This window comes from Streptomyces spectabilis (genome assembly GCF_008704795.1).
GTDB classification, from domain to species: domain Bacteria; phylum Actinomycetota; class Actinomycetes; order Streptomycetales; family Streptomycetaceae; genus Streptomyces; species Streptomyces spectabilis.
The window spans coordinates 1,002,064-1,024,330 of sequence record NZ_CP023690.1; the positions used below are offsets into that span (position 1 = coordinate 1,002,064).

Annotated in this window: 25 protein-coding genes; 9 read left to right on the top strand and 16 right to left on the bottom strand. The window is 73.8% G+C overall.

The genetic code is table 11. From position 1 onward, the window contains the following. Positions 1-3 precede the first annotated feature (3 nt). Positions 4-834, bottom strand: a complete 831-nt coding sequence (locus tag CP982_RS03995; protein WP_150509188.1) for a hypothetical protein — start codon at positions 832-834, stop codon at positions 4-6. 214 nt (positions 835-1,048) lie between these two features. On the opposite strand from CP982_RS03995, the gene CP982_RS04000 reads away from it, so the two are divergent. Beyond that, a complete protein-coding gene (locus tag CP982_RS04000) occupies positions 1,049-2,074 on the top strand; it encodes a zinc-dependent alcohol dehydrogenase family protein (RefSeq protein WP_150509189.1) in 1,026 nt (341 codons plus the stop codon). Here the strand turns inward: CP982_RS04000 and CP982_RS04005 are convergent. Beyond that, positions 2,071-2,973 carry a helix-turn-helix domain-containing protein gene (locus tag CP982_RS04005; protein ID WP_150509190.1) on the bottom strand — a complete coding sequence of 301 codons (903 nt, stop codon included), beginning with the start codon at positions 2,971-2,973 and terminating at the stop codon, positions 2,071-2,073. The genes CP982_RS04000 and CP982_RS04005 overlap by 4 nt on opposite strands. Positions 2,974-3,068: 95 nt before the next feature. Here CP982_RS04005 and CP982_RS04010 point away from each other — a divergent pair, with 95 nt between their 5' ends. After that, a complete protein-coding gene (locus tag CP982_RS04010) occupies positions 3,069-4,298 on the top strand; it encodes a sodium:proton exchanger (protein WP_150509191.1) in 1,230 nt (409 codons plus the stop codon). 2 nt (positions 4,299-4,300) lie between these two features. On the opposite strand, the gene CP982_RS04015 is transcribed toward CP982_RS04010, so the two are convergent. The 4 genes from CP982_RS04015 to CP982_RS04030 form a co-directional block, all read right to left on the bottom strand. Further along, positions 4,301-4,549: a hypothetical protein gene (locus tag CP982_RS04015; protein ID WP_150509192.1), complete on the bottom strand. Its 249-nt coding sequence runs from the start codon at positions 4,547-4,549 to the stop codon at positions 4,301-4,303. A gap of 169 nt (positions 4,550-4,718) precedes the next feature. Beyond that, positions 4,719-5,114, bottom strand: coding sequence for a GNAT family N-acetyltransferase (locus CP982_RS04020; RefSeq protein WP_150509193.1), 396 nt, complete (start codon positions 5,112-5,114; stop codon positions 4,719-4,721). Between the two features lie 65 nt (positions 5,115-5,179). Beyond that, positions 5,180-5,917 carry a helix-turn-helix domain-containing protein gene (locus tag CP982_RS04025; RefSeq protein ID WP_170316351.1) on the bottom strand — a complete coding sequence of 246 codons (738 nt, stop codon included), beginning with the start codon at positions 5,915-5,917 and terminating at the stop codon, positions 5,180-5,182. A 32-nt stretch (positions 5,918-5,949) separates the two neighbouring features. Beyond that, positions 5,950-6,168, bottom strand: coding sequence for a hypothetical protein (locus CP982_RS04030; RefSeq protein WP_150509195.1), 219 nt, complete (start codon positions 6,166-6,168; stop codon positions 5,950-5,952). Between the two features lie 469 nt (positions 6,169-6,637). Here CP982_RS04030 and CP982_RS04035 point away from each other — a divergent pair, with 469 nt between their 5' ends. The 3 genes from CP982_RS04035 (at position 6,638) to CP982_RS04045 (ending at position 9,029) form a co-directional block, all read left to right on the top strand. After that, positions 6,638-7,195, top strand: coding sequence for a dihydrofolate reductase family protein (locus CP982_RS04035; protein WP_150509196.1), 558 nt, complete (start codon positions 6,638-6,640; stop codon positions 7,193-7,195). 94 nt (positions 7,196-7,289) lie between these two features. Beyond that, positions 7,290-7,526: a hypothetical protein gene (locus tag CP982_RS04040; RefSeq protein ID WP_150509197.1), complete on the top strand. Its 237-nt coding sequence runs from the start codon at positions 7,290-7,292 to the stop codon at positions 7,524-7,526. 216 nt (positions 7,527-7,742) lie between these two features. After that, positions 7,743-9,029: a serine hydrolase domain-containing protein gene (locus CP982_RS04045; RefSeq protein ID WP_150509198.1), complete on the top strand. Its 1,287-nt coding sequence runs from the start codon at positions 7,743-7,745 to the stop codon at positions 9,027-9,029. Positions 9,030-9,095: 66 nt separating this feature from the next. Here CP982_RS04045 and CP982_RS04050 read toward each other — a convergent pair whose 3' ends face one another. From CP982_RS04050 to cseB, 4 genes are all read right to left on the bottom strand, one after another. Continuing rightward, the gene (locus CP982_RS04050) at positions 9,096-11,660 is read right to left on the bottom strand and encodes an ABC transporter permease (protein WP_150509199.1); all 2,565 of its coding nucleotides are present in this window, start codon (positions 11,658-11,660) and stop codon (positions 9,096-9,098) included. An 83-nt stretch (positions 11,661-11,743) separates the two neighbouring features. After that, complete coding sequence (locus CP982_RS04055; protein ID WP_150515298.1) at positions 11,744-12,514, bottom strand: ABC transporter ATP-binding protein; 771 nt, start codon at positions 12,512-12,514, stop codon at positions 11,744-11,746. 168 nt (positions 12,515-12,682) lie between these two features. Beyond that, a complete protein-coding gene (locus CP982_RS04060; RefSeq protein ID WP_150509200.1) occupies positions 12,683-13,954 on the bottom strand; it encodes a HAMP domain-containing sensor histidine kinase in 1,272 nt (423 codons plus the stop codon). Positions 13,955-13,956: 2 nt separating this feature from the next. Next, the gene (cseB, locus tag CP982_RS04065; protein ID WP_221514647.1) at positions 13,957-14,622 is read right to left on the bottom strand and encodes a two-component system response regulator CseB; all 666 of its coding nucleotides are present in this window, start codon (positions 14,620-14,622) and stop codon (positions 13,957-13,959) included. A gap of 443 nt (positions 14,623-15,065) precedes the next feature. Here cseB and CP982_RS04070 point away from each other — a divergent pair, with 443 nt between their 5' ends. Then, positions 15,066-15,980 (top strand): sigma factor, encoded by a 915-nt coding sequence (locus CP982_RS04070; protein WP_150509201.1) that lies wholly within the window; start codon positions 15,066-15,068, stop codon positions 15,978-15,980. A gap of 24 nt (positions 15,981-16,004) precedes the next feature. Here the strand turns inward: CP982_RS04070 and CP982_RS04075 are convergent, their stop codons facing one another. Next, a complete protein-coding gene (locus CP982_RS04075; protein ID WP_150509202.1) occupies positions 16,005-16,745 on the bottom strand; it encodes an SDR family oxidoreductase in 741 nt (246 codons plus the stop codon). A gap of 265 nt (positions 16,746-17,010) precedes the next feature. Between CP982_RS04075 and CP982_RS04080 the strand changes: the two genes are divergently transcribed. Then, positions 17,011-17,484, top strand: coding sequence for a carboxymuconolactone decarboxylase family protein (locus CP982_RS04080; protein WP_150509203.1), 474 nt, complete (start codon positions 17,011-17,013; stop codon positions 17,482-17,484). Positions 17,485-17,771: 287 nt separating this feature from the next. Further along, a complete protein-coding gene (locus tag CP982_RS04085; protein ID WP_150509204.1) occupies positions 17,772-18,179 on the top strand; it encodes a RidA family protein in 408 nt (135 codons plus the stop codon). A gap of 56 nt (positions 18,180-18,235) precedes the next feature. Here the strand turns inward: CP982_RS04085 and CP982_RS04090 are convergent, their stop codons facing one another. The 4 genes from CP982_RS04090 to CP982_RS04105 form a co-directional block, all read right to left on the bottom strand. Further along, a complete protein-coding gene (locus tag CP982_RS04090) occupies positions 18,236-18,499 on the bottom strand; it encodes a hypothetical protein (protein WP_150509205.1) in 264 nt (87 codons plus the stop codon). A 72-nt stretch (positions 18,500-18,571) separates the two neighbouring features. Next, a complete protein-coding gene (locus CP982_RS04095; RefSeq protein ID WP_144001344.1) occupies positions 18,572-18,754 on the bottom strand; it encodes a hypothetical protein in 183 nt (60 codons plus the stop codon). Positions 18,755-19,115: 361 nt separating this feature from the next. Continuing rightward, a complete protein-coding gene (locus CP982_RS04100; protein ID WP_150509206.1) occupies positions 19,116-19,742 on the bottom strand; it encodes a GNAT family N-acetyltransferase in 627 nt (208 codons plus the stop codon). A gap of 184 nt (positions 19,743-19,926) precedes the next feature. Continuing rightward, the gene (locus tag CP982_RS04105) at positions 19,927-20,247 is read right to left on the bottom strand and encodes a DUF6191 domain-containing protein (RefSeq protein WP_150509207.1); all 321 of its coding nucleotides are present in this window, start codon (positions 20,245-20,247) and stop codon (positions 19,927-19,929) included. Between the two features lie 340 nt (positions 20,248-20,587). On the opposite strand from CP982_RS04105, the gene CP982_RS04110 reads away from it, so the two are divergent. Continuing rightward, the gene (locus CP982_RS04110) at positions 20,588-20,998 is read left to right on the top strand and encodes a hypothetical protein (protein ID WP_150509208.1); all 411 of its coding nucleotides are present in this window, start codon (positions 20,588-20,590) and stop codon (positions 20,996-20,998) included. Positions 20,999-21,067: 69 nt separating this feature from the next. Here CP982_RS04110 and CP982_RS04115 read toward each other — a convergent pair whose 3' ends face one another. After that, a complete protein-coding gene (locus CP982_RS04115) occupies positions 21,068-22,255 on the bottom strand; it encodes a winged helix DNA-binding domain-containing protein (protein WP_150509209.1) in 1,188 nt (395 codons plus the stop codon). Between the last annotated feature and the right edge of the window lie 12 nt (positions 22,256-22,267).

The following is a 22,267-nucleotide window of genomic DNA, read 5'->3' on the forward strand; positions in this document are numbered from 1 at the left end:
GGTTCACAGGTTGATTCTTCCGATGGATCCGCGCCAATCGCTCAGATCCACGGCACAGCCGATGCTCCAGAGCGTGTCCACCTCCCGCTGCACCTCCCTGCCCATCACGGTGGCGCACCCCTCGATCTCCATCTGGGTGGAGCGGATGGCGAGTCGTCCGTGCAGGAACGAGCTCACCAGGTAGTGCTCGTCGACCTTGTAGACGGCGACCGACGGCAGCGAGTTGTACACGCGCACTTCGAGGCGGGCGCGGTCCTCGTCCCCCGCGTCGTTGACCAGCGAGGCGAGCGTGGACAGGCACTGCTCGATGTTGGCCCTGACGTCGCCGTCGCGGGCCGGGTCGCGCACGGTGCGCAGGGCCTCGCTGCGCAGGCCCGCCACCGGCGACGACGGGTGCAGGAGCAGGACGCGCACCCGCACCTGCCGGTCCAGGAGGGCCTTGCGCAGACCGCGGTCGAACTCGTCGAGGTTCGGTATCCACGTCTGCAGGATGGTCACCTCGCGCGTGGCCCCGTCCACGAGCGTGGCGAACCTGTCGTCGGGGAACCGCTCGTGCACCCGGACCACACCCGCGTAGTGGCGCTGCCTCAACTCGCGGGCGAGGGCGTCGATGTCGAGCTTCGACAGCTGCGCGTGCACGTCGTCGAGCACCTTGAGCCGGTCGAACTCCAGGAGCAGGAAGAGCGTCACGGTGCTCAGGATGAGGAGGGTGACCTTGGGAAGGGTGCTTCCCGGGGCCAACTCGTCCAGCCAGCCCAGCAGATCGGCGAGCACCACCACGATGCCCGACCCGGCCATCACGGCTAACGCGATCCGTTCGGCCCGATACCGCATACCGCCCCGCATCCCCCGCCCCCGCCTGCCGCCCGGCACCGTCGGCGACGATGCTAGCCGGGGGCCGGGCACGACGGGGGGTGTTCATCGGGGCGTGCGCACGGGAGACCGAAGTACGACGACCATCGAAGTTTGACAGTCGTCGTACTTTCGGCTTCAGTGATCGACGGCGTCGCGGTGCGCGGCGCCCCACCAGGGGGAAGGACGACGCGTGATGGCCAGGACGGTGCGGTTCCACGAGTACGGCGGCGCCGATGTGCTGCGGATCGAGGACGTGGAGGTGGCCGCGCCCGGCCCCGGTGACGTGCTGATCCGGGTGGACGCGATCGGGCTCAACCGCGCCGAGGTGCTGTTCCGCGGCGGCCACTACATCGAGGGGGCGCGGGAGTTCCCTGCGCGGCTCGGCGCGGAGGCCGCCGGTGTGGTCGAGGCCGTCGGCGCCGGGGTGACGGGGTTCCGCGTCGGCGACGCGGTCAGCGTGGTGCCCGCGTTCTCGATGAACGACTACGCCGTCTACGCCGAGCGCGCGATCGTCCCCGCCGCCGCGGTGGTGCACCGCCCCGAGGGCCTCGACGCGATCGCGGGCGCGGCGGTGTGGATGCCCTATCTGACGGCGTACGGAGCCCTGGTGGACGTCGGCGGGATGCGCGCGGGTGACACCGTCGTGCTGACCGCGGCCTCCAGCAGCGTGGGGCTCGCCGCGATCCGGACGGCCCGCCGGGTCGGGGCCGTGCCCATCGCCACCACGCGCACCGAAGCCAAGAAGGACGCGCTCCTCAAGGCGGGCGCGGCCGCGGTCGTCGTCACCGAGAAGGAGGACGTCGTCGAGCGGGTCCGCGCGCTGACGGACGGCAGGGGCGCCGAGTTCGTCTTCGACGCCGTCGCCGGTCCGGGGGTGGCGGACCTGGCGAAGGTCGTCGCCCCGGGCGGCACGCTCTTCCTGTACGGGGCGCTGAGCGGCGAGGTCACCCCGTACCCCGGCTTCGACCTCGGGATGCCCGCCCTGAACATCCGCACCTACACCCTGCACGAGGTCACCACCGTTCCCGAACGGCTGCGCCGCGCCGAGGCGTTCGTCGCCTCCGGCCTCAGGACGGGTGCGTTCGAGCCCGTGGTGGACCGCACCTTCCCGCTGGAGGACATCGCCGACGCGCACCGCTACCTGGAGGCGGGCCGGCAGGTGGGCAAGATCGTGGTGACGGTGGGGGCGCGCACGGACGACGGCGACGCCGCCGTCTAGCCGCCCCGCCCGGACCCGCCGTCGGGTGCCGCCCGGAAGTCGCCGGGCGTCCACCCGGTCGTCCGCTGGAAGAACTTGCCGAAGTTCGCCGCCTCGTCGAAGCCGAGGCGGCGCCCGACCGCGGCGGCGCTCAGGTCGGTGTGGACCAGGAGCCGCTTGGCCTCAAGAGCCACGCGCGCGTCGATGACGGCCTTCGCGGGCCGCCCGGTCGCGGCGAGGCTGGCCCGCGTGAGCGTCTTGGGCGTGGTGGCGAGGCGGGCGGCGTACACCGCCACCGAGCGCTCGGTCGCGAAGCCCTCCTCCACCGCCGCGCGGAAGCGGCCGAACAGCTCGCCCGGGCCGACCGGGGCGGGCTCCCCCTCCGGCTCCGGGAGCAGCGCGATCCGCAGGAGCAGCGCCGCCAGGGTGTGGCGCAGCAGATCGGTGCCGAGGTCGCGCGCCCCCGTCTCGTACGCGTCGTGGGCGCCGCCCAGCAGATCGGTGAGACGCGTGAGGTCGTCGAGGTCCGGGCCCCGCGCGCGCCAGTGCGCGGGGGCGAAGGGGTCGTCGAGGAGGCGCCCGATCCGCAGGGGCGGCGGGAAGTCGGGCGTGAACAGCACGAGGCGGGCGGCGAGACCCCGCTCGCGGGCGTGGGCGTGGACCTGGCCGGGTCTGATCCACAGCAGGGTGCCGGGACGACAGGCGTGGCCGACGAAATCGACCATGTGGGTGCCGTGCCCCCGCGTGACCAGGACGAGCAGGTGGAAGTCCAGGCGCTGCGGTCCGGTGCCGCCCTGGTCGGGGGCGTGTGCGCGCTCCTCGGCGAGCGTGCGCACGTCGATGCCGAGGGCCGGGCAGTGCGGGTTCCGGTAGCCGATGTCGCTGATCGGCAGCACAGGGGATTGTCCGTTCTTGACCATGTCTGCTCCCGAACATACCTCGTGTTCCGGGTGGGGCGCGGGGAGTGTGGAGGGGTGCCGGAACCTCTCCCCCCCTGTCGCCGACGGAGACCGCGATGACCCTGACCCCGCTCTCCCCCGCCGCCCCTGCCCGGGCGCCCGCCGTGCGCGGTCGCCTCCTGCTGGCCGCCCTCGGCGCGGCCCCGGCCGTCGTGCTGCGGCTCAGCGGGGCCGAGCCCGGGCCCGTCGTGGGCCTGCTGGTCTTCGGCCTCGGCGTCCTCGCCGCCGCCGTCCTGCTGATGTGGGCCGCGGAGACCGCGCGCGCCGACATCTCCGGCGCGCTCGCCCTGGCGCTGCTCGCCTTCATCGCCGTCCTGCCGGAGTACGCCGTGGACCTGTACTTCGCGTACACCGGCGGCAGCGACCCCGCCAACGCCGCGTACGCGGCGGCGAACATGACCGGCGCCAACCGGCTCCTGATCGGCGTGGGCTGGCCCCTTGTCGCCCTCGCGGGCTATCTGGCCGCCCGCCGGAGCGGGGCCCGCCCGGCCCTCGCGGGCACCACGCTCGGCGCGCACCGGCGCGTGGACATCGGCTTCCTGGCCGTCGCCGCGGTGTTCGCCTTCGTCCTGCCGCTGACACGCCAGATCGCCTGGTACGTGCCGCTCCTGATCATCCCCTGGTACGGCTTCTACCTGTGGCACGTCGCCCGCTCGGGCCCCGGCGACGACGAGGAGTTCACCGGCGTGCCCGCGCGTCTGGCCCGGCTCCCCCGGCGCGGGCGCCGACTGACGACCACCGCGCTCTTCGTCGCGGCGGCCGCGGTGATCTTCGCCGCCGCCGAGCCCTTCGCCACCTCGCTGATCTCGGCGGGCAGTTCCCTGGGCGTCGACCGGTTCCTGCTGGTGCAGTGGGTCGCGCCGCTCGCCACCGAGGCGCCGGAGCTGATCGTGGCGGTCGTCTTCGCCTGGCGGCTGCGGGCCGACGACGGGCTCGGGGCGCTCCTTTCCAGCAAGGTCAACCAGTGGACGCTGCTCGTCGGGCTGCTGCCCGTCGCCTACCTCGCCGGAGGCGGCGGCCTCGGGATGCCGCTCGTCGGGCGCCAGGTGGACGAGGTCGCGCTGACGGCCGCGCAGACGGTGCTCGCCGTCGTGATCCTGCTGGACCTGCGCTTCCGCCTCTGGGAGGCGGCCACCCTCTTCGGCCTCTTCGTCGCCCAGTTCCTGCTGCCCGCGGAGAGCGCCCGCCTCGTCCTGACCTACGTCTACCTGGGCCTGGCCGCCGCGCTTCTCGTGCCGCGGCTGCGGCACGTGGGCCCGTCGCTGCGGGCCGTCGGCGGCCGGTGACGTCAGCGGTAGTAGATGGGCATGATGCGCTGGCTGTCGTCGCACCACACCTCGTTGTACCCGTTCGCCCGGGCCGACGGCAGCTCCGACGCCTCGCACGCCGCCTTCGAGGGGTAGGCCTCGGCGCCGACGGGGGCCCAGCCGGCGCCGGGCGGACCGGCGGCGAAGGCGGTGGTGCTGGTCAGCGGGACGGCGACCGCCGCCACCCCGACGGCCAGACCGACACCGACACGCGTACGCCAGGACTTCATGGTTGTCTCCTCGCTCGTCCTTCAGGTTCGGTGCGGGTCACACGCGGTGCAGGGTGAACCCGCCGTTCCACCCTGACGCGCCGGGCCCGCGCTCCCCCAGAGCACCGAGGGCAGCCCGCGCGGACGAACGGGCACGGAACTCTGTCCCGGCGGCCCCCGGTTCACGCGCTCAGAGCGCGATGAGCCCCGCGGGGGTGGGCCTGAATCCGCAGGCCTCGAAGTAGAACGGCCGCAGCTCGTCGTCGAAGTCGACGTGCAGCCACTCGCAGCGGGCCGCGCGGGCGCGCCGGGCGGCCTCGGCGACGAGCCCGGCGCCGATCCCGGAGCGCCGCCGCCCGGCGGCGACGAGCGTGTCCAGGATGAACGCGTGCACACCGCCGTCCCACGCCACGTTCACGAAGCCCACCAGTGCGTCGCCGTCACGCGCGCAGACCCAGCCGAGGCTGTGGCGGCCCACCTGGCCGAGCCAGTCGATGTCCAGGACGCGGTGGCCGAAGCCCTCCGCGTGCAGCGCGTTGACGGCCGCGTTGTCGAAGTCGCCCCGCCACTCGTACGTGATCGTCATGGCGTCGAGATTCTCACGCGCCGCCGGGCTCGCGCGCGCCGCGGGGACCTCCGCGCGACGACGGCTCACCTGGACCGCGCGAGCGCCGGCGCCGTCGGTTGGAACAGCGGCATGGCGAGGGCCACCGGCGGGTACGGGCGCGGTGCCCGGGCGGGCCGTCGCGGCGCTTCGGCGGGACGGGCGTGGCCGTGCGGCCCCGGGTGGTCGTGGGCGGAGGCCCGCAGGGTGCGGTTGAGTCGCTCGGCGGCACGCAGCACCTCGCAGCGGCGCCAGGCGCGCAGCCAGGCGAGGCGCCACTGCTCCCACTCGCCGCCCGTCACGTCGCACACGCGCAGGAACGCGAAGAGCTGCTGGAGGTCGAGCATGGACTTGCCCGCCAGCATGCGGCGCACCGTGCTGTGCGGCAGTTCGCCGTGGTCCCCCGCGCGGTGCTCCATCTCGTCCATGGGCATCGCCCCGGCCTTGTAGTACAGCTGTTGCAGGGCGTGGATCAGCGCGTCCCTGTCGTACACGCGGTCCGGTCTCGGCACGCCCGCGCGCGGGTCGCGCTGCCGGTGCTCGGCGTAGCGCGCCGCCCGCCACAGGCTCCGGGCGTGCTTGACCGAGGCGCCGCAGGCCCGCGCGTAGGCCTCCACCACCGGCAAGCGGGGGATCCGGGTCCCGGTGGTGGCCCGCGAGAACGTGGTGTCGGAGAAGGCGTGGGCGGAGCGTCCCGCCAGCTCCCGGTGGGTCAGTCCGGCGGCGCGCCGCTGTGCGCGCAGCCACTCCGCCAGCTTCTCCAGGCTCGGGTTGGCGGTGGTCACCGGCCTCTCCGGGCGTCCCACGGCCGCCCCTGTCACCGCGCGTCCGGCGCGAGCGGGGCGCGCCGGGCCAACTGGGCACCGACCAGGCCCGCGGCCGTCAGCACTTCGGCGATCACGACGACGGGCAGCCCGGCGCGCGCGAGGGCGGCACCGAGGACGAGCACCACGACGACGATGACGGTCTGCTCACCGGTGGACCGGGCCGGGGGCGTGGGGACGACGCACGACAGGCGTCGGCGCGACTTGTGCATGGACTACCTCTGGATCTAGGGGTGCTGATGTTCCGGCCCGTGCGCCACGCGGGGCGCGGGGCCAACTGGGCGACGGCGTACGCCCGTTGCGCAGCATGGTGGCACCAGATCCGAGCCCCCGCCGGAGTTGATGCACCCCCGCCCCGCCTGCACACCCACCACCGCCCCCGCCCCCCTCTGCCCCCGCCCCCGCGGACCGGGCGACCTGCACGGATGCCACCCGCCGGAACGCCCGTCGCGCACGTCGGCGGAGTTGATGCACCGAGGGGTACGTCGGGGACCCGTCACCCGGCGTCCCCGCTCTCCGCCGGGCCGGGACGGCCTGCGCAGCACGGCCGTCATCGTGTCACGCCGGACGGCTTCGCGACCCTGTGCGTAGGCAGCGCTCGGAAACGCCCCCCCCAGGCGATGAGTTTCCGGTGCGGGGCCGGTCTGGCGGAGTACGGATCGCTGCAGAGAGGAGTCGATCATGCCCAGCGCGCAGACCGCCGCAGGCAAGGTGCTCTGGCACTTCACGATGTCCCTTGACGGGTTCGTGGCGGGGCCGGACCACGCCATGGACTGGATGGCGGGGACCTCGTTCCGCCCCGGTCTCGAAGAGGAGTACGCGGGAACGACCGGCGCCGTCCTGGGCGGCAGGGACGGCTGGGACGCGTTCCCCGACACCTCCGGCATCTACGGCGGCCGGTGGAAGGGGCCGGTGTTCGTCCTCACGAACCATCCGGAGGACGCTCGGCCCGCCGACGGCGTGACGTTCCTGTGCTGTGACGTCGCCGAGGCGGTCCGCATCGGGCTCGACGCCGCGGACGGCGGGAACCTGGAGGTCCTCTCCGCCTCGATCGGCCGGCAGCTGCTCCAGCGCGGCCTGATCGACGAGATCGCCCTGCACGTCGCGCCGGTGCTGCTCGGCGACGGGATCCGGCTCTTCGACAACCCCGGCGGCGCCCCCGTACGGCTCGAACTGCTCGGCGGCGCGGACCCGTCGGCAGCCGTGGACGTCCGCTACCGCCCGGTCGCCGACGGCTGACCGGCCCGCGCCCCGTGTACGCCGGAACTCCCCGGGTACCCGACGGTCTCCACCGCGCGTCAAGCCCCAGTACACGACACGAGGGAGGTCCAGCATGACCAGCCGCACCGAGACCGGCGACGTCACCGGCACGCGGGACAAGGACTACAACCTGGTCTGGTACGTCGAGGCGTGCCTCAGCAACGCGCTGCGGCTCGAGGCGTACGTCCAGGACGCGGAGCGTGCCAAGGACACCGAGGTCGCGGAGTTGTTCCGCAAGGCGCAGGCCGACAGCCGCAAGGGCGCCGAGATGGGCAAGAAGCTGCTGCGCTCGCGCCTGCAAGAAGGCTGACGAAACACGCCGCGCGCGACGGGCCTCCTCACCCCACCGGTGAGGAGGCCCTTTCCCGACCGGGCGGCCGCCCCCGGCTGAACGGCACGCCGACGGACGCCGGCCTCACGACGCGTCAGAAACAGCCGGTCACCCGTGCCCTATACGATCTCGATCACGTGGGGCTCCTGCGGGCCCCGACCACTTCGAGACGCAGGCAAGGCTGGGGGAACTCCCATGGTGAGAACTGGGTTCGTACGGACGGCCACGGTGGCCGTGACCGGTGTGATGCTCGCGGCGGTGGGCACGGCCCACGCGTCGGCCGCCGAGACCGCCGCGCAGCCGGTGCCGGACGCGGCGGGGGTCAAGGCCGCCCTGGAGCGCACCGTCGCGGCGGGCGCGCCCGGCGCGTTCGCGGTGATCCGGGACCACGACACCCCGGGTGTCGACCGCACCGTCGCCGTCGGCAAGGCGAACCTCGACGGCACGCCCATGAACGGCGAGTGGCGCTTCCGGGTCGGCAGCAACACCAAGATGTTCACCGCCGCCCTGGTGCTGCGCCTGGCCGACCAGGGCCGCGTCGACCTGGACAAGCCGGTGCGCGACTACCTCCCGGCCGGCACCCTGCCCGCCGACTGGAACATGACCGTCCGCCAGGTGATGCAGCACCGCTCGGGGATCTACGACCACACCAACGACCTCCTCGAGCAGCCCGGCGAGGAGACCACCGCCGCGTTCGAGAAGCGCATCCGCAACACCGTGTACGAGCCCGCCGACCTCGTGGCGCGCTCGGTCAAGCACGGCCAGCAGTCCGCGCCGGGCACCAAGTACGCGTACTCGAACACCAACTACGTCGTCCTCGGCATGGCCATCGAGCACCTCACGGGCGACACGTACGCGAACGTGCTGCGCAAGGAGATCCTCAAGCCGCTCGGCCTGAAGAAGACCACGTACGTGGTCCCGAAGAAGACCATCTCCGGGGCGCACGTCACGGGCTACCTGACGAACGACGACCGCACCAAGCCGCTGCTCGACTCCACGAAGCAGAACGGCTCCTGGGTGGGCAGCGCGGGCGCCGTCATCTCCTCGGCCGCCGACATGGACCGCTTCCTGACCGCGCTCCTCGCCGGGGACTCCGGAGAGCTGATCTCCGACAAGTCGCGGAGCGCGATGACGACCGTGCTGCCCACGCCGACGGCGAAGGTGAGCTACGGCCTCGGCCTGCGCGAGATCGCCCTGTCCTGCGGCAAGGTCTACGGCCACGGCGGCATCGTGCAGGGCTACCAGACCCAGTCCTTCTCCACCCGCGAGGGCGACCGCACGGTCGTGGTCTTCGCCAACGCCTCCAACAACAGCGCGGTGACGCAGGGCCTGACGAACACCCTGGAACCGGCCTTCTGCGGCAGCAAGCCGTCCCCGGCCGCGAAGAGCTCCAAGGGCGCCCCGCGCTCGGCGGACGTGAACACCACGCGCCCCGAGCCGCGCACTCCTCTGGTGCCGGTCGTCGAGGACAGCCGCATCTGACGCCTCAGCAGGTGAGCGGCCCGCGGGTGGGGGTACGTTCCCCACCCGCGGGCCGGTAGCCGTGTCTCACGCCTCGGCGACGGCCTCCAACGGGCTCAGGGCGGCCGCGCGGCGGGCCGGGGCGGTGGCCGCGAGCGCGCCGGCCGTCAGGGACAGCAGGCAGATGAGGAGCAGCGTCCCCCAGGGCAGCCGCAAGGAGTACTGCTCCAGGGCGCCGTTGGCGAGCGAGCCGACGGCCCAGGCGGCGAACAGGCCGCCCGCGAGGCCCAGTGCGGTGCCGAACGCGGCGACGGTCACCGCCTCGACGCGGATCATCCGCCGGACTCCCGCGCGGTCCATGCCGAGTGCGCGCAGCGCGCCGATCTCGTGGGTGCGTTCGGTGACCGACATGGCCAGGGTGTTCACGATGCCGAGCGCGCCGATGACGACGCCGATCGCCAGCATCCCGTACACCACGTTCAGCAGGTCGGCCATGGTGCCCGCGGCCTCGCGGACGAGTTGCGGCCGGTCCCGCACCGTCAGCAGGGGGCTGTCGCCCACGGCGGTGCGCAGCCGCCGCTCTGCGGCCTCGGAGACCGTGCCGCCGTCGGTGCGGACGAGGATCCGCTGGACGGAGCCGGGGACGAGGCTGTCGCGTGCCACATCGGAACGGGCGCCGAGGGCGTCGCGGGCGACGGGGTTGTCCTGGTAGACGCCGACGACGGTGTACCGCTCGACCCGCTGGCTCTGCCCCGTACGGGCGGCGATGCGGCCGCCCGTGCGCACGCCCTGTTCCCGGGCGAAGGTGGCGGAGACAGCGATCCGGCCCGGTCCGATGTCCTTGCCGGAGCCGCTGACGAAGTCGAGCTTCATGACGGCGTTCACGGTGCGCGGGTCGACGCCGGAGATCTCCCGGACGCCACCGCCGACGAACAGGGTGGAGTCCGTCACGGCGGACGCGGTCCGTACGCCGGGCGCCTCGGCCACGCGCCGTACGGCGCCCGGGTCGATGGCGGCCGTGGGGGTGCGGGAGCTGATCACGTAGTCGGCGCCGAGCCCGGCCGCGGCCTGCCGGTCGAGGGCCTGGCCGGTGGAGTGCCCGATGACGGCGAGCCCGGCGACAAGGGCGGTGCTGACCATCAGGGTCGCCGCGGTGGCCGCGGTGCGGCGGGGGTCGCGCAGCGCGTTCTCCCGGGCGAGCTTGCCGATGACGCCGAAGCGGCCGGTCAGCCGTCCGGCGAGGCGGATCACGGGCGCGGCGAGCAGCGGTGCGAGCACGGTCAGGCCGACGACGAACAGCGCGCAGCCGAACATCGCGCTCCGCAGGTTGTCCTCCGAGGCGTCCCGCGCCCCTGTGAGCGACACCAGCCACCCGGCGCCGACGGCGAGGAGGACGAGGCCCGCCGCGCCGCGGACCCGGGTCCGGGCCGCGGAGGGCGGCTGTGCGGCCGTGCGCAGCGCCTCGATCGGCGCGACCCTCGCGGCCCTGCGGGACGGCAGCCACGCGGCGAGCACGGTGACGCCGACGCCCACGCCGAGCGCCGCGACGACGGAGGCGGGACCGATCACCAGCGGCCCGCGGGGCAGCCGGTCCCCGCCGGTGCTCAGCACGTCGGGCAGGACGGACGCGACGCCGAGGCCGAGCAGGAAGCCGGTGGCGGACGCGATCAGGCCGACCAGGAGCGCCTCCAGGAGGACGGAGCGGGACACCTGGCGGCGGGAGGCGCCGATCGCCCGCAGCAGCGCGATCTCGCGGGTGCGCCGCGCCACCAGCATGGTGAAGGTGTTGACGACGAGGAACGAGCCGACGAACAGGGAGACTCCGGCGAACACCAGCGGCAGCTTCGCGTAGCCCCGGGTCAGGGTGTCGACGAGGACGGACTGCTGGTCGGCCTGGGCGGCGCCGGTGACGGCCTCGGCGCGGTCGGCGGGGAGGACGTCGGTGACCCGCCGGGCGAGGTCGGGCGCGGACGTGCCGGGTGCGGCCGACAGGTCGATGCCGGTGTAGTGGCCCGGGGACGCGTACAGCTTCTGGGCGGTGGCCTTGTCGAACAGGGCGAGGGTGCCGCCAGCGGTGACCCGGGTGTCGTCGGTGGTGACGATGCCGACGAGCCGCTTGGTCATGACCGGCCCGTCGGTGGCCAGGGTGACCGCCTCGCCGAGGCGGAGGTGCCCGGCGGCGGCGGTGCCGCGGTCGACGGCGAGTTCACCGCTGTTCCTGGGGGCGCGGCCCTCGGCCAGGGGGTGCCGTGCGTCCTTGCCGTCCGGTCCGGGCACATAGGCGGCGCCCAGGTTGGCCCATGTCTTCCCGGCGCGGAGCGGGGTGCCGTCCGCCGCGTTCATGGTGGCCGTGCCGTCGGCCGCCGGGCGCACCGCGGCGACACCGGGGACGTCCGCGAGCCTGCGCGCGAGGGCGTCGTCGAGCGCGGTGGCCTCCTGGTGCGCGGCGGGCCGGGACGGGGAGGCCTTCGGGGTCACCGTGACCGCGATGCCGGCGAAGCTCTTCGAGGCGGCGGCACGGTGGGCGGCGGTGGTGGAGTCCGCGAAGACGAGGGCGCCGCTGACGAACGCGACGCCGAGGCAGACCGCGAGGACGGTCATGATCTGACGGGCCTTGTGCGCCAGGATGCCGCGCAGGGCTGTTCTCAACATGGGTGACTTCCGGGGAGGGAGGCGTGGGCTCGGCGACCGCGAGCGGGGCGGGGGTGGGTTCGGTCCTGGAGGGGTGGGCCGGCTCAGCGGGTGCGGGCTCCCGAGGCGCCTGAAGCGCCGGATTCCCCGCCGGAGGTGCGCAGCATCAGGTCCATGACCCGGTCCGGTGTCGGCCGGGTCATCTCGTCGACCAGGCGGCCGTCGGCGAGGAAGAGCACGCGGTCGGCGAAGCCCGCGGCGACGGGGTCGTGGGTGACCATGACCACGCTCTGGCCGAGCTCGCGCACCGAGTCGCGCAGGAAGCCGAGGACCTCGGCCCCTGCGCGGGAGTCGAGGTTGCCGGTGGGCTCGTCGCCGAAGACGACCGCGGGCCGCGACACCAGGGCACGGGCGACCGCGACGCGCTGCTGCTGCCCGCCGGACAGCTGCGCGGGACGATGGCCGAGGCGCTGGGAGAGACCGACCATGGAGACGACGCGGTCGAGCCACTGCCGGTCGGGGCGGCGTCCCGCGATGCTCAGCGGCAGCGTGATGTTCTCCAGGGCGGTCAGCGTCGGCAGCAGGTTGAACGCCTGGAAGACGAAGCCGATCCGGTCGCGCCGCAGCTGGGTCAGACGGCGGTCGTCCAGCGTGCCGAGGTCCGTGGTGCCGACCCGTACGGAGCCGGAGGTGGGCGTGTCGAGCCCGGCGGCGCAGTGCAGCAGGGTGGACTTGCCGCAGCCGGAGGGCCCCATGATCGCGGTGAACTCGCCCTCGCGGAAGGAGACGCTGACCCGGTCGAGGGCGACGACCCGGGTGTCGCCGCGGCCGTAGACCTTCGACAGGTCGGTGGTGGCGGCCGCGATCCCCGGCATCGAGCGGGGCGCGTACGGGGCAAGGGCGTCGGCGGTCAACGGAGGCTCCTCTTCGGGTGCGGGCAAGTGCACTTCGAAGGGTGTCCGGAGGACGTATCGGGGCCTGGGCCAGCGTGTATCGGCGCCCGCTTCGGTGTGTATCGGTTCTGTAGGGGGCTGTCGTGACGGTCAGTCGGGCAGGCGCAGCGTGGCGACGGCGCCGCCGTCCGGGGCGTTGTCCAGGCGCAGTTCGGCGCCGAGCAGCCGGGCCTGTCCCAGGGCGATGGTGAGGCCGAGACCGTGGCCCGAGCCGCGCTCCGTCGCGCCGGTGTGGAAGCGGCGGGGGCCGTGGCGCAGCAGGTCGTCGGGGAAGCCGGGGCCGTGGTCGCGGACGACGACCGTGCGCTCCTCGACGGTGACGTGAACCGGAGCGGCCCCGTGCCGGTGGGCGTTGCTGACGAGGTTGCTGACGATGCGCTCCAGACGGCGGGGGTCGGTCTCCACCGTCGGATCGCCCGCCGTGCCGTGCACGCCCACCGCGGTGGCGTCCGTGACCTCGGTCGCGTGGCCGGTGCGCGTCACGGCCTCGGCGACGACGGCCCCGAGCGGCACCCGGGCGCGGACCGGCTGTTCGGCCCCGGCGTCCAGGCGGGAGATCTCCAGGAGGTCCTCGACCAGGCCGCGCAGATCCCGTACCCGGGCCCGGAGCAGGTCCTCCGTCTCGCCCGGCGGCAGCAGGTCGGCGGCGGCCAGGAGGCCGCCGACGGGCGTGCGCAGCTCGTGGGCCACGTCCGCGGTGAACTGCCGCTCGGTGCGCAGCCGTCTGCCGAGCGAGTCGGCCATGCGGTCGACGGTGGCGGCGATCTCGGCCACCTCGTCGCGCCCCTTGGTGGGTCCGGTGCGCGCGTCGAGGTCCCCGGCCGAGATGCGGCCCGCGGTCTCGGAGACCCGCCGCAGCCGCCGGGCGAGCAGCCCGGCGCCGTGGACCGCGAGGGGCGCGGCCGCGGCGAGCGCGAGCAGCGAGGCCACCGTCATGGTCGCGTCGAGCCGGCGCAGGGTGTGGAGGTCGTTGCTCATGTTGACCTGGAAGGCGAGCACCGGGCTGCCCGGCCCCGCCACGCGCTGGGCGGCCCAGACGCTCGGCCCCACGTTTCCTTCGACGCGTCCGTCGTACGCCGTGTGCCGGTCGCCGTCGGCCGGGTCGCGCAGCGCCGCGGGCAGTCCGGCCGGATCCAGCCGCGCCCCGTCCACCAGGGTTCCCGTACGCCGGTAGACGTCCATGGCCGAGTAGACGCTGTTCACGGCCCGCGCGTCGGCCCGGTCGCGGATGTCCCGCCCGGTCCACACGTGCACGAACACGCCCACCGCGGCCACGACCAGGAAGGCGGTGGCGGCGGCGAGGGCGGCGATCTTCCAGCGCAGGGAGGTGCGGCCCCGCCGGAGCCGAAGGAGTGGACGCACGGTCAGCGCCGCAGCTTGTAGCCGAAGCCGCGGACCGTCTCGATGCGGTCCCGGCCCAGCTTCCTGCGCAGCCGCTGCACGCACAGGTCCACGACGCGGCTGTCGCCGTCCCAGCCGTACTCCCACACGTCCCGCAGCAGGGTGTGCCGCTCCAGGACGACGCCCGGGCGCGCGGCGAACTCCAGGAGCAGCTTCAGTTCGGTCGGGGTCAGCGCCACCGGGCTTCCGGCGACGGCCACCTCCATGCCCTCGGTGTCGATGGTCAGGTCGCCGAACACCAGCGCGTGTCCCTCGGGCGGCCGCGCTTCAGCCGCGGTGTTCCCGGGTGCCGGGACGGGCGCGTAGGTCGCCCGCCGCAGCAGCGAGCGGATGCGGGCCACGAGGACGTACGTGTCGACGGGCTTGACCACGTAGTCGTCCGCCCCGGCCTCCAGGCCGGCGACGACGTCGAGTCCGTCGCCGCGGGCGGACATCATCAGGACGGGCACCAGGCTGGTCTCGCGGACCCTGCGGCACAGGCCGATCCCGTCGAGCCCCGGCAGCATCACGTCCAGGATCAGCAGGTCGAAGCTCTCGTCGCGGAACAGTTCGAGGCCCGTGAGGCCGTCGGCCGCGACGCCCACCGCGTACCCGTAGCGCTCGAGGGCGACGGCGAAGGACCGGCGCATCAGATCGTCGTCCTCCACGAGCAGCACGCGGACAGCGGGCGGGGCGGCACCGGCCGGGGCTGACGAGGACACGGGCGGGTGGCTCCTGTTCGTGGGCGGGGAGGCGACGGCGGTGCCGGCCGCATCGGTGCGGCCGGTGACCTGAAGGGAACGATACGGCAGACACCGGGCACGGCGACCGGGCCGCGGTGGGGTCCTCGACACGCCTCCCACCCTTGCGTCACCTTACGAATCCGCAGGTCAGGCATGTCGAGACCGGTGCGTAGCCCGCGCTCAGCGGGCACAGTGCCGCGCCCCGGTCCGAGGGCCGATCAAGCGCTCCCTGATACACGGCGGATACAGAGCCGGGTGCCCGGATCCTGGCCGCGTGATCGCCGTAGGATCACCGTGGGCGGGCCGCCCGCCTGGGCGGGGGCACGGTGGTCGACACCTGCGGAGGCACGATGGACGAGCACCGGGAGCTCACCTACGACTCGCTGGACGAGGCGGCGGACGCCTTCCAGCGGCTGCGGCCCCGCCTCTTCGGCATCGCGTACCGCGTCCTGGGCAGCGTGTCCGAGGCCGAGGACGTGGTCCAGGACGTGTGGGTGCGCTGGCAGGGCGCCGACCGGGGCGCGGTCCTGGACGCGGGGGCGTTCCTCGCGAAGATCACCACGCGGCTCGCGATCAACGTGGCGCAGTCGGCGCGGGTGCGCCGCGAGGCCTATGTGGGGCCTTGGCTGCCGGAGCCCGTGGACACCAGCGTGGACCCACAGCTCGGCGCGGAGCGCGGCGAGGCCGTCGAGCTGGCCGTGCTCCTCGTCCTGCAGAAGCTGAACCCCGTGGAGCGGGCGGCCTATGTGCTGCGGGAGGCGTTCGACTACGCCTACGACGACATCGCGGGCATGCTGCGGCTGAGCCCGGCCAACACGCGGCAGGTCGTCAGCCGGGCCCGCAAGCACCTGGCCGCCGAGCGCCGCGAACCCGTCGAGGCGGCGCAGCACCGGCGGCTCCTGGAAGCCTTCGTCGCCGCCGCGCGCGACGGTGACGTCGCCGCGCTCGAGGACGTCCTGTCGGCCGATGTCGTCTCCTACGCGGACGGCAACGGCATGCGGGGCGTGGCCCGTCTCGAGGTCGTGGGCGCCGGGCGCGTGGCGCGCGTCACCTCTTTCGCCAAGAAGTTCTTCCCCGGCACCGAGTACGTCCTGGTCGAGGCCAACGGCCTGCCCAGCCTGCTGCTCGTCCGGGACGGGACCGCCGTCGCCCTGGTGAGCGTCACGGTGGGTCCGGACGGAATCGACGGCCTCTACTGGGTCCTGGCGCCCGACAAGCTGCGGGCGTACGAGCGGTCGGTACGCGCGCGCACCGGCCGGTCGTAGCCCCCGGGGCAGAAGCCGCGCCGGTCAGTTCCGCCGGAGCCAGTCCTCGTAGCGGGTGGCGGCGGGGTGCACCGTGGCGTCGCCGGTGAGCACGCCGTCGGGGAAGCCCGCGAACAGGCTGGCGGTCTCGTCGGTGACGACGGAGCGGCCGTCGGGCTTGGCCGTCAGGGCGATCTCGCCGAGCCGGTCGAGCCGGTGGACCTCGGGGCCCGCGATGTCGCGCACGCCGTTCGACGGCGCGCCCTGCGCCGCGTCGGCCACGGCCGCGGCGACGTCGGCGGAGGCGATCGGGCGCAGCCGGAGCGAGGGCAGGCGCACCTCCTCGCCCTGGGTGGACATGTCCATCACCGGGCCTACGAACTCGAAGAACTGGGTGGCGCGCACGATGCTGTACGGCACGCCGCCGGCGCGCACGGCCTCCTCCTGGGCGACCTTGGCCCGGTAGTAGCCGTAGTCGGGCACCTGGTCGACGCCGACGATGGAGAGCGCGACATGGTGGCGGACGCCCGCGTCGCGCTCCGCGGCGGTCACGTTCCGTGCCGCGCGCGTGAAGAAGTCGAGGGCCGCGTCGGCCTCGAAGGACGGGGAGTTCGACACGTCCACGACCACGTCCGCGCCCTTGAGGGCCGGGGCCAGGCCGTCGCCGGTGAAGGTGTCGACACCCGTGGAGGGGGCGGCCGCCACGACCTCGTGACCTCGGTCGCGCAGCAGCGCGACCACCTGGGAGCCGATGAGCCCCGTACCGCCGATGACCACGATCTTCATCACTGTCTCCGTTCGCTGTCGTCCGCTCGCACGTGTCCGAAGGGGTGCGGGCGGCACCCCACCGGATCCGGTGCGCCGAGGCGCACACCATCAAGACAGGGCAGCGGCCGGATCTGTGACAGCCGCACAGGACGGCTGCCGGAATGCCGGCGCCACCCCGAGCGTGCCAGGTGATGAGACGCCCGTCACACGCACGGATGTCACAGACGGCCGGGGCTGTCTCGTCCAAGGGTGTGGAAGCGCAACAACGACACAGGAGCGCACGATGACTGCTCGCTTGAACTTCTTCACCAACGCCGTCGCGATGAAGTTCGCCCGCCACCTCGTCGCGGCGGACAGGGCGCTCGCGGAGTCGGGCCTCCCCGCCGCCACCCAGGAGCTGGTGAAGCTCCGCGCCAGCCAGATCAACGGCTGCGGCTTCTGCGTCGACATGCACTCCAAGGACGCCGCGCACGCCGGGGAGACCGCGACGCGCCTGAACCTGGTCGCGGTCTGGCGCGAGGCGACCGTGTTCACCGAGGCCGAGCGGGCCGCCCTGGAGCTCACGGAGCAGGGCACCCGCATCGCCGACGCGGCGGGCGGGGTCACCGACGAGGCCTGGGCCGACGCCGCCAAGCACTACGACGAGGACCAGCTCGCGGCCCTGGTGTGCGCCATCGCGCTCATCAACGCCTTCAACCGGGGGAACGTCATCATCCAGCAGCCCGCCGGCGGCTACGAGCCCGGCCGGCTGCACTGAGGCGCGGAACGCACGGTCAGGGCCCGGTCCCGGCATCCTCCCCGGCCGGGAATGCGCCCCGACATCGCGCGGCTCGTCGCGACCTCCGACGGGGCCGAGGGGCTCCGGTCCTTCGCCGAGCGGCGCGACGCCGTCTTCACTGGCAGCTGATCCATCGTCAGGACCGCTGGGTCACCTTGAGGTTCCTCAGTCACCGAAAAGTGCGTCCTTCCATGTCAGCGGCTGCTCTCCTACGGTTCCCGAGTAACCGCGAGAGAGCACTCGCGTCTTGGTTTCGGAGGCACACCATGGCCATCACTCTCGTCAACCCCACCGGACTGCCCGAGGTCGACGCCTATCGGCAGGTGTCGATCGCGACGGGGTCGAAGCTGGTCTTCATCGCCGGGCAGGTCGCCTGGGACGCCGAGGGAGTGACGGTCGGCGAGGGCGACCTCGCGGCCCAGGTCGAGCAGTGCTACCTCAACGTCGGCACCGCCCTGGCCGCGGCCGGCGGCTCCTTCGACGACGTGGCGAAGCTGACCGTCCACGTCGTCGACTGGAGGCCCGACAAGATGCCCCTCCTTCTGGAGGGGATCGCCCGCGCCGCCGCGAAGCTGGGGGTGACTCCGGTGGCGCCGGGCACGCTCCTCGGCGTCGCGGCCCTGGACGTGCCCGACCATCTCGTCGAGGTCGAGGCCACGGCCGTCATCGACTGAACCGGTGCCGCCCGGACCGCCGTGGCCCCGCCCCCGGGACGGGGCCACGGCCCGCGCTAGTCGTTGCTGACAAGGACGTTGAGTCGGTACCTCAGAGGATCCGGCCACTCGATGTTGACCCAGATGACGTACTGGCCGTCCCTCGGGGCCACGTTGTGCACCGTCATGCGCGCGCTGCCGACGAAGGAGTCGCCGTTGGCGTCGACTTCGGTGATGGAAGCGACGATGGTGCTTCCCTTGAAGGCGACGGGCGAGTTGATGGGCTGTACGAAGCTGCCGCGTCCATTGCCGTTGAACACCCGCCGGATAACCGTGCTCATGTCCCCTCTTTCCGCTGCTTGTGGTCTGTCCGCTCCTGTGGTCCTGCCGCTCGCCGCGTCCGGCCGCCGAACTCAGACCGCCTCGTCGTCCGCGGCTTCGAGCACCGCGGGGGCCAGGGCGCTCGCACCGGCCTCCGGGGCCTGGTCCGCGCCCTCCGACAGGGCGCTGGGCGGGGCCACGCCCGGGCCCGCGGGTTCGTCCTGGCCCGCTCCGGCCACCTGCGGCGCGGGCTCCCCTACGTGGCTGCCGCTCACACTGCTCCCCTTTCCGTGGTTCGAGGGACCTCTGTCGTTCGCGGGACTCCCGTGGAACCCCTTCGCGCCCGGTGCCGGGGACCCCGGGGCGCGGAGCACGCGGCGCCAGGACGCGAAGAGGCGTAAGGAGTTGCCGACGAGTCGCTACTGTCCCGGCGGCGCGGGGAGGTGTCCATCACCCACAAGGCTCGCAAGGGGGACGGCGCAACCAGTCTCGGACAAAAGCACGGTGACGGATCGTCAGCCCACTGGCCGGTTCGCTGACGAGCGGCCGGTTCACTGACGAACGGCCGGTTCGCAGATGACCGCCCGGCTCATTGTCGATCGCCCGGCTCACTCACGACCCCACGGCGACGCCCGGTCACCGTGCGGTCCAGATCCAGCCGAGGCGGCGCAGGCCCAGGCGGCGGGCGACGGACTGGGAGGCGTGGTTGGTGTCGGTGGTGCTGTAGAAGAGCACTTCTTTGTTCCGGCGCTCGCGGTGGGACCAGGCAGCGACGCAGGCGGGGGCGAGGCCGCGGCCGCGGAAGTCCGGGCGCGTCCAGATGCCCGCCTCGGCGGCGGTGACACCGGCGGCGGGCGTGTGGCAGATCGACACCGGCTCCCTGCCGTGGACGGCCATGGCCCACTCCCCGAGGCGCCCGCCGATCAGTTCGCCCCACTCGCCGGGCCGCCAGTTACCGGGGCGGATCAACCGCCGCGCGGCGCGCCGCCCTTCGGGGGTGGACACGACGACGGGCAGCGGGGCGGGCGGCACGTCGACGTGCGCCGGGAAGACCCAGCTCGGCCCGCCGTCGATGGCCGCCGCTCCGGCGCTGCCCTCGCGCGGCGCACCGGGCCCGAGCGCCAGCAGCCGCGCCCGCGGCGACCAGGCCCACACGGCGAGCACCGTCGGGTCGCGGACCCTCGGGGGGTCACCGGAGCCGGGCACGAGGCCGTGGACCGCGTCGACCTCCGCCGCCAGGAGGCGCTTCTCGTCCCAGTGCATGGGGCGAGGCTAACTCCTGTACGACGCACACATGTTCCGTGCCCGCACCCCAGGCCGACGAGCCAGGGTGGCGAGGCCGAAAGCCAGCCCTCCGGCGATGAACCAGGGGTTCCAGAGGGCCGGCGTCCAGGTCTTGCCCACAGGCATGCGATACGCCCCCACGGCACGGACGGCGCAACCCCGGTCATGGGCTGTCCGCTTCCCGTGGCGCCACGATGAACGCGGTGCCGTGGGTCAGGTCGACGCTCGAGCGAGGCGGCGCACCGTCGCTCTCGTCGTCCCGCCGCAGCAGTTCCACCCGCCGCTGCTCCAGCTCCGCGGTCTTGTTCCCGTTCACGACCGCCGTGAACTCGTCGAAGGCGATGTTCGACAACGAGCGCCCCGCGCGCCTGCGCAGCCACGGAATCAGGCCGAGGCCCGCGAACCACCGCCACGCGGTCTCCACCAGGGCGAACAAGGCCAGCAGACACGCGAACGCCGGGAACGACATGAGCCACACCGTCACGGTCGGACCCTCATCGTCCCGGCCCTCATCGTCCCGGCCCCCTCGACCGCCGTCGTCGGACTCGTCCCGCTGATCGCCATGGGATCAGCGTCCCGGACCCGTCGTGCGCGGAGATCGGACCTGCGCATGATTCGCCTCCCCCGCACGGCGGAGACGCCGTCCTGGAGTTCCGCCGCAGGGCGAGCGCCGTGCGGGGCGAACCCCCCGGTCAAGGCTGGACGCCGAGGGGCCCGGCACGTGATCATGATCATCGCCGCCTTGTCGGCACCCCCCGAGCCAGTGCATCGATACCCGCCGTCCCGACGGCCCGAAGGCCGCTTCAGAAGAGAAGGATCGACCCATGAGACGCTCTGCCCGCACCCTGGCCCTGACCGGAGCGACCGCGGCGGTCGGCGCCCTCGCGCTGCTGTCCGCCCCCACCGCCCAGGCCGCACCGGCCGCCGCGTCGACGTGCGTCACGGCAGCCGACACGAAGTCCTATGGGCGCGGCGAGATATCGCTGTGTCCGCAGAGCGACGGCACCACGCGTGTCACCGGCTGGGTCGAGGACCTGCTGCCCGGCGGCGGCTGGGGCAAGCCGGACGGGCGCTGCGCGGGCTGGTGGATCGAGATGGGCGCGAAGGGCGGAAAGATCGGCCCGCTGGTGTGCCCGCACTTCACGAGCACGCACGAGGCGACGTACACGTTCGACTACACCTTCAAGCCTGAGGCCCCGGTGACCGGTGCGCGCCTCAACGCCTTCACGGCCTGACGCGGCCCGCTGCGCGCGGTGCCGCCCGCCCGCGCACGCACGCGGCCGCAGGCGTGCTGAGCAGCGGCTTCACCCGCCGCTCAGGCGGCGTTCGAGCGGGGTGCGGTAGCAGGGGGTGACGCGGGTGCCGTCGAGGAAGGCGGCCAGGCGGCCGACGGCTTCCTCGACGGCCACCCGGGCCTCGCGGCCCGGGTCGGCGAGGAGGCGGTGGCGCAGGTGTCCGTCGGAGGTCTGGGACCAGGCGCCGATGACGCGGCCGCCCCACCAGACCGTGGGCCCGATGTTGCCGTTGCGGTCGAAGAGTTCGGGCGTGTGCGCCGGGTCGAGGTACCAGTCGCGGTGGCGCCAGCCCATCGCCGTGGGGTCGAGCCCGGGAAGGAGCGCGACTTCCGGCGCGGCGGCGGGCAGCGGGTCCACGTCGTCGGGCAGCACGTGGCCCGTGCCCTCGTCGATCTCGACGGCCTGCGCGGCGACGGCCGCGAGCGCGGCGCGGGTGGCGGTGAGCGTCCAGCCCGTCCACCACTTCAGGTCGTCGACGGTGACCGGTCCGAAGGCCGCCAGATAGCGGCGCGCCAGTTCGGCCCTGGCTTCGGCGGCGGGCAGCGGCGGCAGCGGCCGCGCCGGTGCCCAGCGGAACTGCGCGGAGGTCCACGAGCCGGCAGGCCGGGAGCGCCGCACCCGCCCCTCGGCGGCCAGCACGCCGAGCACCGGTGAACTGGCCCGCTGTCGCGACGCGTAGGACTTCCCGGGGTTGACGACGAACTGTTCGCGCAAGTCCGGTACGTCGGCGGCCAGTTCGGCGGCGGTGGCCTCGCCGCGCGCCGCGAGGGCGTCGAGGAGGGCGCGTTCCACGTCGGCGTAGCGCCGCTCGTCCCAGCCCAGGGTCTCGCGCAGTTTCGCCGTGGCGTCGGCGCGGTGCGGGTCGTTGCTCTTGGCGGTCGCGTGCCAGACGGCCGGGGCGAGTGGGGCCGGGACCACGAACATGGTGCGGCGCATGCACCGTACGCGCGCGAGGTCCGGCTCCGTGCCGGGCCCCGCGGGCAGGTCGTAGAGCGCGGCGTCGACGGCGGCGACCGTGGGGGCCCGCATACGGGCGGCCGCCGCGAGGAACACCGTCGCCGGGTCGGTGGCGTGCAGGCCGGTCAGGGCGTGCGCGACCTCCCGGGCGGAGGCGGCCCTGGTGGCGGCGGTGAGCAGGTGCCGCTGGACCAGGCGGGAGCGGCGTTCGGCGGCGGTGACGCCGGGCAGGGCGGTCATGCGGGATCCCGG